Below are 14,577 nucleotides of genomic sequence, written 5' to 3' on the forward strand. Positions count from 1 at the left end.
GGCTCCTGGCGGGTTCATTCCCACTTAGGCGGCGGCTGCCGCGCCTTCCTTCTTGAACAGCTCGCGGAACACCGGGTAGATGTCCTGCGCGCTCGACACCTTGCGCATCGCGAAGTGGCCGAAGCGGTCTTCGAGTTGCGTGTATTCCTGCCACAGATTCTGCTCGGCCTCGGCCACCTGCACATAGGCGTAGTAGCGCACCAGCGGCAGGATGGCATCGGCCAGCAACTCGCGGCATCGGCCGCTGTCCTGGTGCCAGTTGTCGCCGTCGCTGGCCTGCGCGCCGTAGATGTTCCATTCGCTGCTCGGGTAGCGGGCGCGGATGATGTCGCGCATCAGCACCAGCGCACTGGAGACCACGGTGCCGCCGGTCTCCGTCGCATGGAAGAAGTCGTCCTCGCTCACTTCCTGCGCCTGCGTGTGGTGGCGGATGAAGACGAGTTCGATCTTCTCGTAGTGCTTGGTGAGGAACAGATACAGCAGCATGAAGAAGCGCTTGGACATGTCCTTGCGCGCCTCGTCCATGGAGCCGGAGATGTCCATGAGGCAGAACATCACGGCCTTGGCGCTCGGCACCGGTGTGCGCACCCGGCTGCGGTAGCGCAGGTCGATGGGGTCGATGTAGGGCACATGACGCGCGCGGCGGCGGATGCCGTCCAGCTCGTCCTGCAGCGACTTCATCAACTCCGCATCGGGCTCAGGCTCGCGCGCCAGGTCGGCGATGCGCGCTTCAAGCGCCCGGATGTCCTTGCGGTCCTGCCCACCCAGCGCGATGCGCCGCGCCAGTGCGCCACGCATGGAGCGCACCACATGCAGGTTGTTGGGCGTGCCGTCGCTGGTAAAGCCCGCGCGGTGGCTCTTCCACTCGGGCACCTCGGCCAGTTGCGTGCGGATCAGGTGGGGCAGGGCGAGGTCCTCGAAGAAGACCTGCATGAACTCCTCGCGCGTGAGGCGGAAGACGAAATCGTCCTCGCCTTCGCCGCTGTCGCTGGCCTGGCCACTGCCCGAGCCGCTGCCGCCCTGGCCCTTGGGCCGCTCGATGCGGTCGCCGCGCACGTACTCCTGGTTGCCCGGATGCACGTACTCGCGGTTGCCGCCCTGCGCGTGGCCGAAGGTGGGTTCGGACACGTCGCGCCGGGGCAGCGTGATGTCCTCACCCGCCTCCAGGTTGCGGATGCCCCGGCCGCTGACCGCCTTGCGCACCGCGTCGCGGATCTGCGTGCGGTAGCGGCGCAGGAAGCGCTCGCGGTTGCCGACCGACTTGTTCTTGCCCGACAGGCGCCGGTCAATGATCTGCTGGAACATCGCCAAGGTGCAGCACCTCCATGGTGGCGGAGAGGATTGGTCAGGACGACTTGCGCACGCGCAGGTACCACTCGCAGAGCAGGCGCACCTGCTTGGGCGTGTAGCCCTTCTCGACCATGCGCGTGACGAAGTCCTCGTGCTTCTTCTGCTCGTCGGCGCTGCTCTTGGCGTTGAAGCTGATCACCGGCAACAGCTCCTCGGTGTTCGAGAACATCTTCTTCTCGATCACCGTGCGCAGCTTCTCGTAGCTGGTCCACGTCGGGTTGCGGCCGTTGTTGCTGGCCCGCGCCCGCAGCACGAAGTTGACGATCTCGTTGCGGAAGTCCTTCGGATTGGAGATGCCGGCCGGCTTCTCGATCTTCTCCAGCTCGGCATTGAGGGCCGCGCGGTCGAAGACCTCGCCGGTATCGACATCGCGGTACTCCTGGTCCTGGATCCAGTAGTCGGCATAGGTCACGTAGCGGTCGAAGATGTTCTGGCCGTACTCGGAGTAGCTCTCCAGGTAGGCCGTCTGGATCTCCTTGCCGATGAACTCCGCATAGCGCGGCGCCAGCATCTCCTTGATGTAGCCGATGTACTTCTGCTCGGTCTCGGGCGGGAACTGCTCGCGCTCGATCTGCTGCTCCAGCACGTACATCAGGTGCACCGGATTGGCGGCAACCTCGGTGCTGTCGAAGTTGAAGACCTTGGAGATGATCTTGAAGGCGAAGCGGGTGGAGACACCACTCATGCCCTCGTCGACGCCCGCGTAGTCGCGGTACTCCTGCAGCGACTTGGCCTTGGGATCGGTGTCCTTCAGGTTCTCGCCGTCGTAGATCTGCATCTTGCTGAAGACGTTGGAGTTCTCCGGCTCCTTCAGCCGCGTGAGCACCGAGAACTGGGCCATCATCTTCAGCGTGCCGGGCGCGCAGGGCGCCGCGGCCAGCGAGGAGTTGCGCACCAGCTTGTCGTAGATGCGGATCTCTTCCGAGACGCGCAGGCAGTACGGCACCTTGACGATGTAGATGCGGTCGAGGAAGGCCTCGTTGTTCTTGTTGTTGCGGAAGGCCTTCCACTCGCTTTCGTTGCTGTGGGCCAGCACCACGCCGTCGAAGGGAATGGCGCCGAAGCCTTCGGTACCCTTGAAGTTGCCTTCCTGCGTGGCCGTCAGCAACGGGTGCAGCACCTTGATCGGCGCCTTGAACATTTCCACGAATTCGAGCAGCCCCTGGTTGGCCAGGCACAGGCCGCCGGAGTAGCTATAGGCGTCGGGGTCGTCCTGCGCATAGGTCTCCAGTTTGCGGATGTCGACCTTGCCGACCAGCGAGCTGATGTCCTGGTTGTTCTCGTCGCCTGGCTCGGTCTTGGCCACCGCGATCTGCTTGAGCACCGACGGGTAGCGCTTGACCACCTTGAACTGGCGGATGTCGCCGCCGTACTCCTCCAGCCGCTTGACGGCCCAGGGCGAAAGGATGCGCTGCAGGTAGCGCCGGGGGATGCCGTATTCCTTCTCCAGGATCTCGCCGTCCTCGGCGGCATCGAAGAGGCCCAGCGGCGACTCGTTCACCGGCGAGCCCTGGATGGCATAGAAGGGCACCTGCTCCATCAGCTGCTTGAGCCGCTCGGCGATGGAGCTCTTGCCGCCGCCCACCGGGCCCAGCAGGTAAAGGATCTGCTTCTTTTCTTCGAGGCCCTGTGCCGCGTGGCGGAAGTACGAGACCACCTGTTCGATGGCGTCTTCCATGCCGTAGAACTCGCGGAAGGCCGGGTAGATCTTGATGACCTTGTTCGCAAAGATCCGCGACAGGCGTGGGTCGTTGCGGGTGTCGACCACCTCCGGATCCCCGATGGCCTTCAGCATCCGCTCGGCGGCGGTCGCGTAGGCCGTGGCGTCGCGCTTGCAGACGTTCAGGTAGTCCTGCAGCGACATGACCTCTTCGCGCGTGCGCTCGTACCGGGCGGTGAAGTTGCTGATGACGTCCATGGGTGCACACCTCCAATGGGTCGGCAGGATTCAACATCGAGCCACAGCGGATGACCAGGCCGCCAGGCTCCGGAAACTCCTCAAGACGCGGTTCCAGCATACGGCAGAACCTTGCGCGGCGCGCGCTTCGATGAAAGGGACGAAACCCGCCCAATTCTTCGGGCCGCACGCCGGGCCGAAGTTCCACCCCGACTGGCACATCAGCTGATACGCAAAAGACGTGCCGCTGGATGGAGCCATGCATGCAAACCCGCAGGAATCGAGGGAAAGACCTACGTCCGTCGGTGCCGGCCCACAGGCGCGTAGGCCGAGGACCTCAGCGAAACCAGCGAAGGGAGCGTGGCCCGCCGACAACACTTCCTGGCGGCTGCGGGCGCGGCGCGCGCTGGGCCGGAACACGAAAAAGGCGCTGGGCGACCGGAGTCGCGCAGCGCCTGAGCGGTGGCAGAGGAGGGCACGAAGCACCTCCCCGCGGGGTCAGCTGAAGAACTCCTTGGCCTTGTCCAGCCAGCCCTTCTCCTGCGGGCTGTGCTTGTCGCCGCCCTTCTTGAGCGACTCGTCCAGGTCCTTGAGCAGCTTGCGCTGGTACTCGGTGAGCTTGACCGGCGTCTCCACGCGGATGTGGCAGTACAGGTCGCCCGGATAGCTGGAGCGCACGCCCTTGATGCCCTTGCCACGCAGGCGGAACTGCTTGCCGCTCTGTGTGCCCTCGGGGATGTCGATGGCGGCCGGGCCCTTCAGCGTGGGCACCTCGATCTCGCCGCCGAGCGCAGCGGTGGTCATGCTGACCGACACCATGCAGTGCAGGTCGTCGCCGTCCCGCTCGAAGACGTCGTGCTTCTTCAGCCGGATCTCGATGTACAGGTCGCCGGGCGGTCCGCCGTTGGTGCCTGGCTCGCCGTTGCCGGTGCTGCGGATGCGCATGCCGTCGTCGATGCCGGCAGGGATCTTCACCTCCAGCGTCTTGTTGTTCTTGACCTTGCCCTGGCCATGGCAGGTGGGGCAGGGCTCGGGAATGATCTTGCCCGTGCCGCGGCACTGCGGGCAGGTCTGCTGCACGCTGAAGAAGCCCTGGCGCATCTGAACGGCGCCCGATCCGTGGCAGGTGGTGCAGGTGATCGGCTTGGTGCCGGGCTTGGCGCCGTTGCCGTGGCAGGTGCCGCATTCGTCCCAGCTGGGAATGCGGATCTGCGCGTCCTTGCCGTCGGCCGCCTCTTCCAGCGTGATCTCCATTGCGTAGCTGAGGTCGCTGCCGCGGAACACCTGGCGGCCGCCACCACGACGGGCGCCCGCGCCGCCGCCGAAGACGTCGCCGAAGATGTCGCCGAAGGCCTCGGCGAATCCGCCGAAGCCTTCCGGGCCGCCGCCCATGCCGCCGCGCATGTTGGGGTCGACGCCGGCGTGGCCGTACTGGTCGTAGGCCGCGCGCTTGTCGGCGTCCGACAGCATCTCGTAGGCCTCCTTAGCCTCCTTGAACTTCGCCTCGGCCTCGGTGGCGGCATCGCCCTGATTGCGGTCAGGGTGGTACTTCATCGCCAGCTTGCGATAGGCCTTCTTGATCTCGTCCTCGCCCGCGTTCTTGGGAACGCCGAGGACCTCGTAGTAGTCGCGTTTGCTTGCCATGGGACTCGCGCGGAAGCGGTTCGGTGGAAAACGAAAAGAGGCTGGACCACCCTTGGACAGGTGACCAGCCCCGCGTCAGCTCAAGGCGTTCAGCCCTTCTTGACTTCCTTGACCTCGGCGTCGACCACGTTGTCGTCGGCCGGATTGGCGCTCGCATTTTCTGCGCCAGCGCTACCCGCGCCGGCCGCACCCGCGGCGGCTTCGGCGGCCTGCGCGTCGGCGTACATCTTCTCGCCCAGCTTCTGGCTGGCGGTCATCAGCGCCGTGGTCTTGGCTTCGATGGCGTCCTTGTCGTCGGACTTCAGGACTTCCTCGAGCTCCTTGATGGCAGCCTCGATCTTGTCCTTCTCGCCGGCGTCCAGCTTGTCGCCGTGCTCGCCCAGCGACTTGCGCACGCTGTGGACCATGGCTTCACCCTGGTTGCGCGACTGCACCAGTTCGACCTTCTTCTTGTCCTCGGCGGCGTTCAGCTCGGCGTCCTTCACCATCTTCTGGATCTCGTCCTCGGACAGGCCCGAGTTCGCCTTGATGGTGATCTTGTTTTCCTTGCCGGTGCCCTTGTCCTTGGCGCCGACGTGCAGGATGCCGTTGGCGTCGATGTCGAAGCTCACCTCGATCTGCGGCGTGCCGCGCGGTGCCGGCGGAATGCCTTCCAGGTTGAATTCGCCCAGCAGCTTGTTGCCGGAGGCGATCTCGCGCTCGCCCTGGAACACCTTGATCGTCACGGCCGGCTGGTTGTCGTCGGCCGTCGAGAAGGTCTGCGCGAACTTCGTCGGGATCGTGGTGTTCTTGGTGATCATCTTGGTCATCACGCCGCCCATCGTCTCGATGCCGAGCGACAGCGGGGTCACGTCCAGCAGCAGCACGTCCTTGCGGTCACCCGAGAGCACCTGGCCCTGGATGGCGGCGCCGACGGCCACGGCCTCGTCGGGGTTGACGTCCTTGCGCGGCTCCTTGCCGAAGAACTCCTTGACCTTCTCCTGCACCTTGGGCATGCGGGTCTGGCCGCCCACCAGGATCACGTCGCTGATGTCGTTCACGCTGATGCCGGCGTCCTTGATGGCCGTGCGGCAGGGGGCGATGGTGCGCTCGACGAGGTCCTCGACCAGGCTTTCCAGCTTGGCGCGGGTCAGCTTGATGTTCAGGTGCTTCGGGCCGGTGGCGTCCGCCGTGATGTAGGGCAGGTTGACGTCGGTCTGCGAGGAGTTCGACAGCTCGATCTTGGCCTTCTCGGCGGCTTCCTTCAGGCGCTGCAGGGCCAGCACGTCCTTCGACAGATCGACGCCCTGTTCCTTTTTGAACTCGGTGATGATGTAGTCGATGATGCGCTGGTCGAAGTCTTCGCCGCCCAGGAAGGTGTCGCCGTTGGTGGACAGCACCTCGAACTGCTTCTCGCCGTCGACGTCGGCGATCTCGATGATCGACACGTCGAAGGTGCCGCCGCCCAGGTCATACACGGCGATCTTGCGGTCGCCCTTGTCCTGCTTGTCCAGGCCGAAGGCCAGCGCGGCCGCGGTGGGCTCGTTGATGATGCGCTTGACTTCCAGGCCGGCGATGCGGCCTGCGTCCTTGGTGGCCTGGCGCTGGCTGTCGTTGAAGTAGGCCGGCACCGTGATCACGGCCTCGGTCACGGGCTCGCCCAGGTAGTCCTCGGCGGTCTTCTTCATCTTGCGCAGCACCTCGGCGCTGATCTGCGGAGGCGCCATCTTCTTGCCGCGCACTTCCACCCAGGCGTCGCCGTTGTCGGCCTTGGAGATGGCATAGGGCATCAGGTCGATGTCCTTCTGCACTTCCTTCTCCTCGAACTTGCGACCGATCAGGCGCTTGACCGCATAGAGGGTGTTGCGCGGGTTGGTGACCGCCTGGCGCTTGGCCGAGGCGCCGACCAGCACTTCGCCGTCTTCCTGATACGCAATGATGGACGGCGTGGTGCGCGCGCCTTCCGAGTTCTCGATCACGCGGGTGTTGTTGCCCTCCATGATCGCCACGCACGAGTTGGTCGTGCCCAGGTCGATGCCGATGATCTTGGCCATGTGTCGTTACTCCTGAATCTGAAGAATCTGTTGTGCTGAACTTGTGGATAACCCGGCCGGATTCAAGGGATGCGCCGGGGATTTCCTGTGGAGCAATGTCGAATTACTTGGGCGCCGCGACGGTCACCAGCGCCGGCCGCAGCACGCGCTCGGCGATGGTGTAGCCCTTCTGCAGCACGCTCACGACGGTGTTGGCTTCCTGCTCGGCGGGCACCATCGAGATGGCCTGGTGCTGGTGCGGGTCGAATTTGGTACCGGCGGCAGGCGCCACCTCGATCACCTTGTTGCGCTCCAGTGCGCTCTTGAGCTGGCGCAGCGTGGCTTCGGCGCCTTCGCGGATCTGCTCGGGAGTGGCTTCCTTGATGGCCAGGCCGGCTTCCAGGCTGTCGAGCACCGGCAGCATGCTTTCGGCGAAGGACTCCACGGCGAACTTGCGGGCCTTGGAGATTTCCTCGTCGGCGCGGCGACGGGCGTTCTGCACATCGGCCTGGGCGCGCAGGTACTGGTCGGCCAGCTCGGCCGACTTGGCCTTCAGCTCGGCCAGTTCGGCTTCCAGGTTCTGCTCGGGCGTGGCGGCTTCGGCATGCACGGCGTCGTTCTGGGCGTCGGCCGTGGGCTGCTGGCCTTCCGGGGCGGGCGAATGGGGGGTGTTCTCCGTCATGGTCGATGGAACGTTGGGGTTCAAACTGCCCAGCAGCTAGGGACCCCAAAGCCCTTTTCAAGGTGGGGATGCTGCGCAAAGGCTAAGAAATTTCCAATGAAGGCCGCCAGGGCCATCGAGGAAGGCGATTGAGCCGAAGCAAAAAGGCGGCCGTCGTGGGGCCGCCTGGGTGCGCAGGGTGTGGGGCTCAGCGAGCGTCGAGCAGTTCGACGTCGAACTTCAGGGTGGCATTGGGCGGGATCACGCCGCCGGCGCCACGGGCGCCGTAGCCCAGGCCCGGGGGGATGATCAGCGTGCGCTTGCCACCGACCTTCATGCCGGCCACGCCTTCGTCCCAGCCCTTGATCACGTGGCCGGCGCCCAGCGGGAAGGCGAAGGGGTCGTTGCGGTCCAGGCTGGAATCGAACTTGGCGCCCTGCTGGCCATCGTTGTAGAGCCAGCCGGTGTAGTGCACATGGACGTACTGGCCGGCGCTGGCCTCGGCGCCTTCGCCGACGACGGTGTCTTCGTACTGCAGGCCGGATGCGGTGGTGGGCATGGAGATTCCTTTGGATGGACGGGCCGCACCGGCAGCGGGGGCCGGGCGGCGGGGCAAACGCGCGAGTTTAGGCGGAGGGCGATGCCTCGGCCGGCGTCGCGGGTGTCTTCTTGACGAGACCGACCTGCCAGCGGCCGGCAAAGGCCTGCAGGTCGGACAGGCGCTTGAGCAGATCCTGCCCGCTGGTGGTGAGGCAGTAGCCGTCGCCGCCATGGCACAGCAGGCCGGCCTCGCGCAGTTCCTTGATGCGGGTGTTGAGGGTGTTGGGCGTGATGCCACCCACGCTGTCCTGCAGCAGGCGGAAGGTCTGCGGATGGCCGTCCCTCAGGGCCCACAGCACGCGCAGCGCGTAACGCGCTTCGAGCAGCGCCAGCAGTTGCCGCACGGCGGCCTGGTCTTTGGAGCTCATCGGCAAACCCTCCTCGTCGTGGGCCCGGGGTGGCCCGGTATGTCGTGGCGGAGCTGGGGCCGGCCGTGCAGCCGGTCGTGCCGCAGTCTATCGGTGCGCACCCGCGCCGGCCATCGGCTCACCCAGGCGCACTGCGCGCCCCGGCGCCCAGTCCGGGTTGAACGACAGGGCGGGCGGCGGAAAGAGCATCACCACCGTCGAACCCAGCAGGAAGCGCCCCATCTCCTGGCCCTTGCCGAAACGCAGGGCCGGATCGTCGTAGCGCCATTCGCGGATCTCGCCGCCGCGCGGTGGATTGACCACGCCATGCCAGACGGTCGCCATGCTGCCGACGATGGTGGCACCCACCAGCACCAGCACGAAGGGACCGTGGTCGCCCTCGAAGACGCACACCACCCGCTCGTTGCGGGCGAAGAGCCCCGGCACGCCCCGCGCCGTGGTCGGATTGACCGAGAACAGCGCCCCCGGCACATAGATCATGCGCGTGAGGCGCCCGTCGCAGGGCATGTGGATGCGGTGGTAGTCGCGCGGACTCAGGTAGAGCGTGGCGAAGCTGCCGTCCCGGAACTGTGCTGCCAAGCCGGAATCGCCGCCGATCAAGGCCGTGGTCGTGTAGCGGTGGCCCTTGGCCTGGAAGATCTGGTCGCCCGCGATGGGGCCGAACTGGCTGATGGCGCCATCCACCGGGCAGACCAGCGGCGCGTCGGCGATCGGCCGGGCGCCGGGCTTGAGGGCGCGGGTGAAGAACTCGTTGAAGCTGGGGTAGCGCGCGATGTCGCTCTCGATCGCCTCGCTCATGTCGACGCCGTACTTGGCGACGAAGTTGCGGATGATCCAGGTCGTCAGTGCGCCGCGCTCCTTGCCGGCCACCCAGCCTGCGAAGGAGGTCAATGCCTGCTTGGGATAGAGGTACTGGGGGAGAACGGCGAAACGGTCGGACAAGGGGACACCGGCGATCGTGGGCGTTCGATTCTATCGAGGGGGTTCCCGCAAGCCGCCCCGGGATTTGTACGGTGCAGGCCTGCGGTCAGGTCACCGGCGCCGGGTTGAACAGCACCAGCTGGTTGTGCAGCTTCCACTGCTCGGCCCAGGTCTTCTTGCGGCCCGAGGCCACATCCAGCATCAGTCGGAACAGCTCCCAGCCCATGTCCTCGATGCAGGCCTCGCCATCGGCGATGCGGCCCGCATTGACATCCATCAGGTCGTGCCAGCGGCGCGCCAGATCGCTGCGGGTGGCCACCTTGATGACCGGCGCCTCGGCCAGGCCGTAGGGCGTGCCGCGGCCGGTGGTGAACACATGCAGGTTCATGCCGGCGGCCAGCTGCAGCGTGCCACAGATGAAGTCCGAGGCCGGCGTGGCGGCATAGAGCAGGCCCTTCTGCCGCGCCTTCTCGCCCGGCGCCACCACGCCACTGATGGGCGCGCTGCCGCTCTTGACGATGGAGCCCATCGCCTTCTCGACGATGTTGGACAGGCCGCCCTTCTTGTTGCCCGGTGTGGTGTTGGCGCTGCGGTCCACCTGGCCGCGCTGCAGATAGGCGTCGTACCAGGCCATCTGGTCGATCATGGCCTGCGCCACTTCGGGCGTGGCGGCGCGGGCGGTGAGCTGGTCGATGCCGTCGCGCACCTCGGTCACCTCGCTGAACATCACGGTGGCGCCGGCGCGCACCAGCAGGTCGGTGCAGAAGCCCACCGCCGGGTTCGCTGTGACGCCGCTGAAGGCATCGCTGCCGCCGCACTGCACGCCCACCACCAGCTCGCTGGCCGGCACCGTCTCGCGGCGGCGGGCGTTCAGGCGCGCCAGGTGCACCTCGGCCTGCCGCAGGATGGAATCGACCATGGACATGAAGCCGACGTGCGCCTCGTCCTGCAGGCAGACAACGTCCAGCTTCGCCTCCTCGCTGGTGCCGACGTCGGCCACGCTGCGTTCGTCCAACAGCGGGATGGCGCCGGGCGGCAGCAGCCGCTCGGGCTGCAGCTTTTCGCAGCCCAGGCTGACCACCATCACCTCGCCGCCGAAGTTAGGGTTGAGGCTGATGTTGCGCAGCGTTCGGATGGGCACCACGGCGTCGGGCGCGTCGATGGCCACGCCGCAGCCATACGAATGCTCGAGCGCCACCACGTCGTCCACGTTGGGGTATCGCGGCAGCAGCTCGGTCTTGATGCGCTGCACGGCGAAGTCGGTGACGCCGGCCACGCACTGCACGGTCTGCGTGATCGCGAGGATGTTGCGGGTGCCGACCGAGCCGTCGGCGTTGCGGTAGCCCTCGAAGGTGTAGCCCTTCAGCGGCGCAAGCGGCTCGGGCCGCACGGTCGCGATGGGCAGGCCTTCGAGCGAGCGCGCCTCGGGCATGCGCAGCAGGCGCTCGTGCACCCAGCTGCCACGCGGGATGGGCTTGAGCGCGTAGCCGATGACTACGTCGTAGCGGCGCACGGCACCGCCTTCGGGAATGTCCACCAGCGCCACCTTGTGGGCCTGGGGCACTTTGTCGACCAGCGTCAGGCCATCGGGGAACACGGTGCCGGCCGGCAGCCCGCCGTCGTTGGCCACGATGGCCACGTTATCGGCAGGATGCATGGCGATGCGCAGGGGCGGGCGGGTGGGGCTCATCGGGGGCTCGGCGTCGAAAGGATGGGGCCGCAAGTCGCTCAGGCTCGTTCGCCCACTTCGGCCGTCTCGCGGGTCCAGCTGCGGGCCTGCTCGCTCAGCGACAGACCGAGGCCCGGGCGCGTGGGCACCAACATTCGGCCGCCCGCGATCTCCAGCCGTTCGTTGAACAGCGGCTCCAGCCAATCGAAGTGCTCGACCCAGGGCTCGGTCGGGTAGATGGCACCCAGGTGCACATGCAGTTCCATCGCGAAATGGGGCCCCAGCATCAGGCCGGCATGCTCGGCCTGGGCCGCGATCTTGAGGAAGGGCGTGATGCCGCCCACGCGCGGGGCATCGGGCATCAGGTAGTCGGCGGCACGGTGGCGGATCAGGTCGCCGTGCTCGGCCGCGCTGGTGAGCATCTCGCCGGTGGCGATGGGCGTGTCGAAGGCCGCGGCCAGCGCGGCATGACCCTCGTGGTCGTAGGCATCCAGCGGCTCCTCGATCCACACCAGGTTGAACTGCTCGAAGATGCGGCACATGCGTTGCGCCGTCGGCCGGTCCCACTGCTGGTTGGCATCCACCATGATCGGCACATGGTCGCCCAGGTGCTGCCGCACGGCCTCGACGCGCTGGATGTCGATCTTGCTGTCGGGCTGGCCCACCTTGAGCTTGATGCCGCCGATGCCGCGTTCGATGGACGCGGCAGCGTTCACCTTCAGCTGGTCGATGGGCGTGTGCAGGAAGCCGCCGGAGGTGTTGTAGCAGCGCACCGACTCGCGCTGCGCACCCAAAAGCTTGGCCAGCGACAGCCCGGCGCGCCGCGCCTTGAGGTCGTACAGCGCCACGTCGAAGGCGCCGATGGCCTGCACGCCCATGCCGCTGCGCCCGACCGAGGCGCCGGCCCAGCACAGCTTGGTCCACAGGCGCGCGATGTCGCTCGGGTCCTCGCCCAGCAGCGCGGGCGCCACTTCCTTCGCATGCGCGAACTGCCCGGGACCGCCGGCGCGCTTCGAATACGAAAAGCCCAGCCCGCGATGCCCGTCCTTCGTCTCCATCTCGGCGAAGAGCATGGCGATCTCGGTCATCGGCTTCTGCCGTCCGGTGAGCACCTTGGCGTCGCTGATGGGCGTGGCCAGCGGCAGGTAGCAGGAGGACAGGCGGATCCAGGTGATGCGGTCTTGGGACATGGGCGCGGGGCAGAAGCGGTGGGGCAGCGGAGCAGGGCGAGGCGAGAGCTCAGTCGAGCGAGATCTTTCCGGTCTCGATCACCTTCTTCCAGCGGGCGGACTCGGTCTGCATGAAGGTGGCGAACTGGGCGGGCGTGTTCGTGACCATCTCGAAGCCGATGCCGGTGAACTGGTCCTTGACGCGCGGGTCGTTGAGGGCGGCGACGAAGGCGGCAGCGGCCTTCTCACGAACGTCCGCCGGTAGGCCCTTGGGGGCCACGATGGCCTGCCAGGAGGTCACTTCGACGCCCTTGACGCCCAGCTCCGACAGCGTGGGGACGTCGGGCAGCACCGGCGAGCGCTTGGCGCTGGTCACGGCCAGCGGGCGCATGCGGCCGGCCTTGATGTACTGCAGCACGGCGTTCACGTTCTGGAAGGAGGCATCCACCTGGCCACCCATGATGTCGGTGTGGGCCGGGCCGCCGCCCTTGTAGGGCACGTGGATGCCGGTGGTGCCGGTCTGCTGCCAGAACAGCTCTGCCGTCAGGTGGTCGCTGGAGCCGGCGCCGGCGGAGGCGAAGGTCATCTTGCCCGGATTGGCCTTCTCGTAGGCGATGACGTCGGCGACGCTCTTGTGCGGCGAAGCGGCCGGCACCACCAGCACGTTGGGCGAGGCCACGGCCACGGTGACCGGATCGAAGTCCTTGAGCGGATCGAACTGCAGGCCCTTCATCAGGTGCGGCACGATGACCAGCGGGCCGAGGGAGGTGACCAGGAAGGTGTTGCCATCGGCCGGCGCGCGCTTGACGAAGGTGGCGCCGATGGTGCCGGTGGCGCCGGCCCGGTTGTCCACGATGAAGCTCTGCTTGAGCGACTCGCTCATCACTGGCATCAGCGCCCGGGCCACCTGGTCGGTGGAGCCGCCGGGAGGGAAGGGCACGACCAGCGTGACGGTCTTGCTGGGCCAGGCGTCGGCGGCGGCCGCGGCGAGCGACAGGCCGGCCAATGCTGCACAAAGGAATTGCTTCATGATGTCTCCTGAATGGTTGAGTTGAAATGACAACGTTGTCATTTCCAAGCGCAGCTCCGGCTTGTCATTTGTGTTGGAACACCGAAGCGAACGGCGATCAAATGATATCGTTGTCATTCCTGCTGTCAACGTGCCCTCATGGCGAATGGGTGCGCGCTTCGGCAGGGGCGCACCGCGGCACGGACGCCCCGGGGCCGCGAGTCTCTTCTGGCGTGAAGCTGTTAGGCTCCCGGGCCTTCCTGCCATGAGTGTTCCTCCGCCCCTCAAGCCCGCCACGCTGCACGACGTTGCACGTGCCGCAGGCGTCTCGCCGATCACGGCCTCGCGGGCCCTCAGCAATCCCGCCCTGGTGTCGCCCAAGACCATTGCCCTGGTGCAGCAGGCGGTGGAGGCAACGGGCTACATCCCCAACCTGCTGGCCGGCGGCCTCAAGTCGCGTCGCAGTCGCATGGTCGCGGGCATCGTGCCGGCGCTGTCGGTCGCGCAGTTCCTGCCTTCCGTCCAGACGCTCACAGAGACGCTGGCGGAGGAGGGCTACCAGGTGCTGCTGGGTCAGACCCGCTACGACGCCGCGCGCGAGGAGGCCGTACTCAACACCATGATCAGCCGCCAGCCGGATGGCATCGTCTTCGCTGGCCTGATCCAGTCCGAGGCGGCGCGTGAGCGTCTGCGCCGCGCGGGTGTGCCGGTGGTGGAGATATGGGACCTGTCGCAGCGCCCGGTGGACATGCTGGTGGGCTTCTCGCACCTCAAGGTGGGCAGCGCATTGGCGGGCTTCTGCCTCGCCCGGGGCTGGCGGCGCGTGGGCATCGCCACCGCCGACGACCATCGCGCAATGCAGCGGCGCGAGGGCTTCATTGCCGCCTTCGGCCGCGAGGTGCCCACGGCCTGCGTGACCGCCCCCAGCAATCTGGAACGTGGCCGCCGCGCGCTGGCCGACCTGCTGGCGCAGGATCCGGCACTGCGCATGATCTGCTGCAGCTCCGACCAGCTGGCGCATGGCGTGCTGGTCGAGGCGCATGCGCGCGGCCTGCGCGTGCCGCAGGATCTGGCGATCTGCGGCTTCGGCAACGCCGACTTTTCCGCCCACCTGCTGCCCAGTCTGAGCACCGTGCTGGTCGATGGGCCCGGGATCGGCCGCCTGGCCGCCGAGATGGTCCTGGCCCGCGCGCGCGGCGAACCGGTCGCTCAGCCGGTCGTGGACGTCGGCTTCCGCATCGTCGAGCGCGAATCCACGGCCGGCGGCTGAGCGGCCG

At 67.0% G+C, this 14,577-nt stretch carries 12 protein-coding genes; 1 reads left to right on the forward strand and 11 read right to left on the reverse strand.

Annotation, left to right across the window (positions count from 1 at the left end; genetic code table 11):
- Positions 1 to 24: 24 nt before the first annotated feature.
- From DFR41_RS08050 to DFR41_RS08100, 11 genes are all read right to left on the reverse strand, one after another.
- Positions 25 to 1,311, reverse strand: coding sequence for a YeaH/YhbH family protein (locus tag DFR41_RS08050; RefSeq protein WP_114802365.1), 1,287 nt, complete (start codon positions 1,309 to 1,311; stop codon positions 25 to 27).
- A 34-nt stretch (positions 1,312 to 1,345) separates the two neighbouring features.
- The gene (locus DFR41_RS08055) at positions 1,346 to 3,268 is read right to left on the reverse strand and encodes a PrkA family serine protein kinase (protein WP_017759142.1); all 1,923 of its coding nucleotides are present in this window, start codon (positions 3,266 to 3,268) and stop codon (positions 1,346 to 1,348) included.
- A gap of 477 nt (positions 3,269 to 3,745) precedes the next feature.
- Positions 3,746 to 4,891, reverse strand: coding sequence for a molecular chaperone DnaJ (gene dnaJ / locus DFR41_RS08060; RefSeq protein WP_017759143.1), 1,146 nt, complete (start codon positions 4,889 to 4,891; stop codon positions 3,746 to 3,748).
- A gap of 89 nt (positions 4,892 to 4,980) precedes the next feature.
- Positions 4,981 to 6,924, reverse strand: a complete 1,944-nt coding sequence (dnaK, locus tag DFR41_RS08065) for a molecular chaperone DnaK (protein WP_114802366.1) — start codon at positions 6,922 to 6,924, stop codon at positions 4,981 to 4,983.
- Between the two features lie 103 nt (positions 6,925 to 7,027).
- Complete coding sequence (gene grpE, locus DFR41_RS08070) at positions 7,028 to 7,585, reverse strand: nucleotide exchange factor GrpE (RefSeq protein WP_017759145.1); 558 nt, start codon at positions 7,583 to 7,585, stop codon at positions 7,028 to 7,030.
- A 187-nt stretch (positions 7,586 to 7,772) separates the two neighbouring features.
- Entirely contained in the window at positions 7,773 to 8,129 is a 357-nt protein-coding gene (locus tag DFR41_RS08075) for an FKBP-type peptidyl-prolyl cis-trans isomerase (protein ID WP_043113473.1), read from the reverse strand.
- A gap of 61 nt (positions 8,130 to 8,190) precedes the next feature.
- Positions 8,191 to 8,532, reverse strand: coding sequence for a winged helix-turn-helix transcriptional regulator (locus DFR41_RS08080; protein WP_017759147.1), 342 nt, complete (start codon positions 8,530 to 8,532; stop codon positions 8,191 to 8,193).
- A gap of 87 nt (positions 8,533 to 8,619) precedes the next feature.
- The gene (asd, locus tag DFR41_RS08085) at positions 8,620 to 9,474 is read right to left on the reverse strand and encodes an archaetidylserine decarboxylase (RefSeq protein ID WP_114802367.1); all 855 of its coding nucleotides are present in this window, start codon (positions 9,472 to 9,474) and stop codon (positions 8,620 to 8,622) included.
- Positions 9,475 to 9,559: 85 nt separating this feature from the next.
- Positions 9,560 to 11,143, reverse strand: a complete 1,584-nt coding sequence (gene garD / locus DFR41_RS08090; protein ID WP_114802368.1) for a galactarate dehydratase — start codon at positions 11,141 to 11,143, stop codon at positions 9,560 to 9,562.
- Positions 11,144 to 11,181: 38 nt separating this feature from the next.
- Positions 11,182 to 12,312, reverse strand: a complete 1,131-nt coding sequence (locus DFR41_RS08095; RefSeq protein WP_114802369.1) for an L-talarate/galactarate dehydratase — start codon at positions 12,310 to 12,312, stop codon at positions 11,182 to 11,184.
- Positions 12,313 to 12,361: 49 nt separating this feature from the next.
- Positions 12,362 to 13,321 (reverse strand): Bug family tripartite tricarboxylate transporter substrate binding protein, encoded by a 960-nt coding sequence (locus tag DFR41_RS08100; protein ID WP_114802370.1) that lies wholly within the window; start codon positions 13,319 to 13,321, stop codon positions 12,362 to 12,364.
- A 244-nt stretch (positions 13,322 to 13,565) separates the two neighbouring features.
- Here DFR41_RS08100 and DFR41_RS08105 point away from each other — a divergent pair, with 244 nt between their 5' ends.
- Positions 13,566 to 14,570 carry a LacI family DNA-binding transcriptional regulator gene (locus DFR41_RS08105; RefSeq protein WP_114802371.1) on the forward strand — a complete coding sequence of 335 codons (1,005 nt, stop codon included), beginning with the start codon at positions 13,566 to 13,568 and terminating at the stop codon, positions 14,568 to 14,570.
- Positions 14,571 to 14,577 lie beyond the last annotated feature (7 nt).

Source organism: Pseudacidovorax intermedius (assembly GCF_003350475.1).
Taxonomy (GTDB): domain Bacteria; phylum Pseudomonadota; class Gammaproteobacteria; order Burkholderiales; family Burkholderiaceae_C; genus Xenophilus; species Xenophilus intermedius.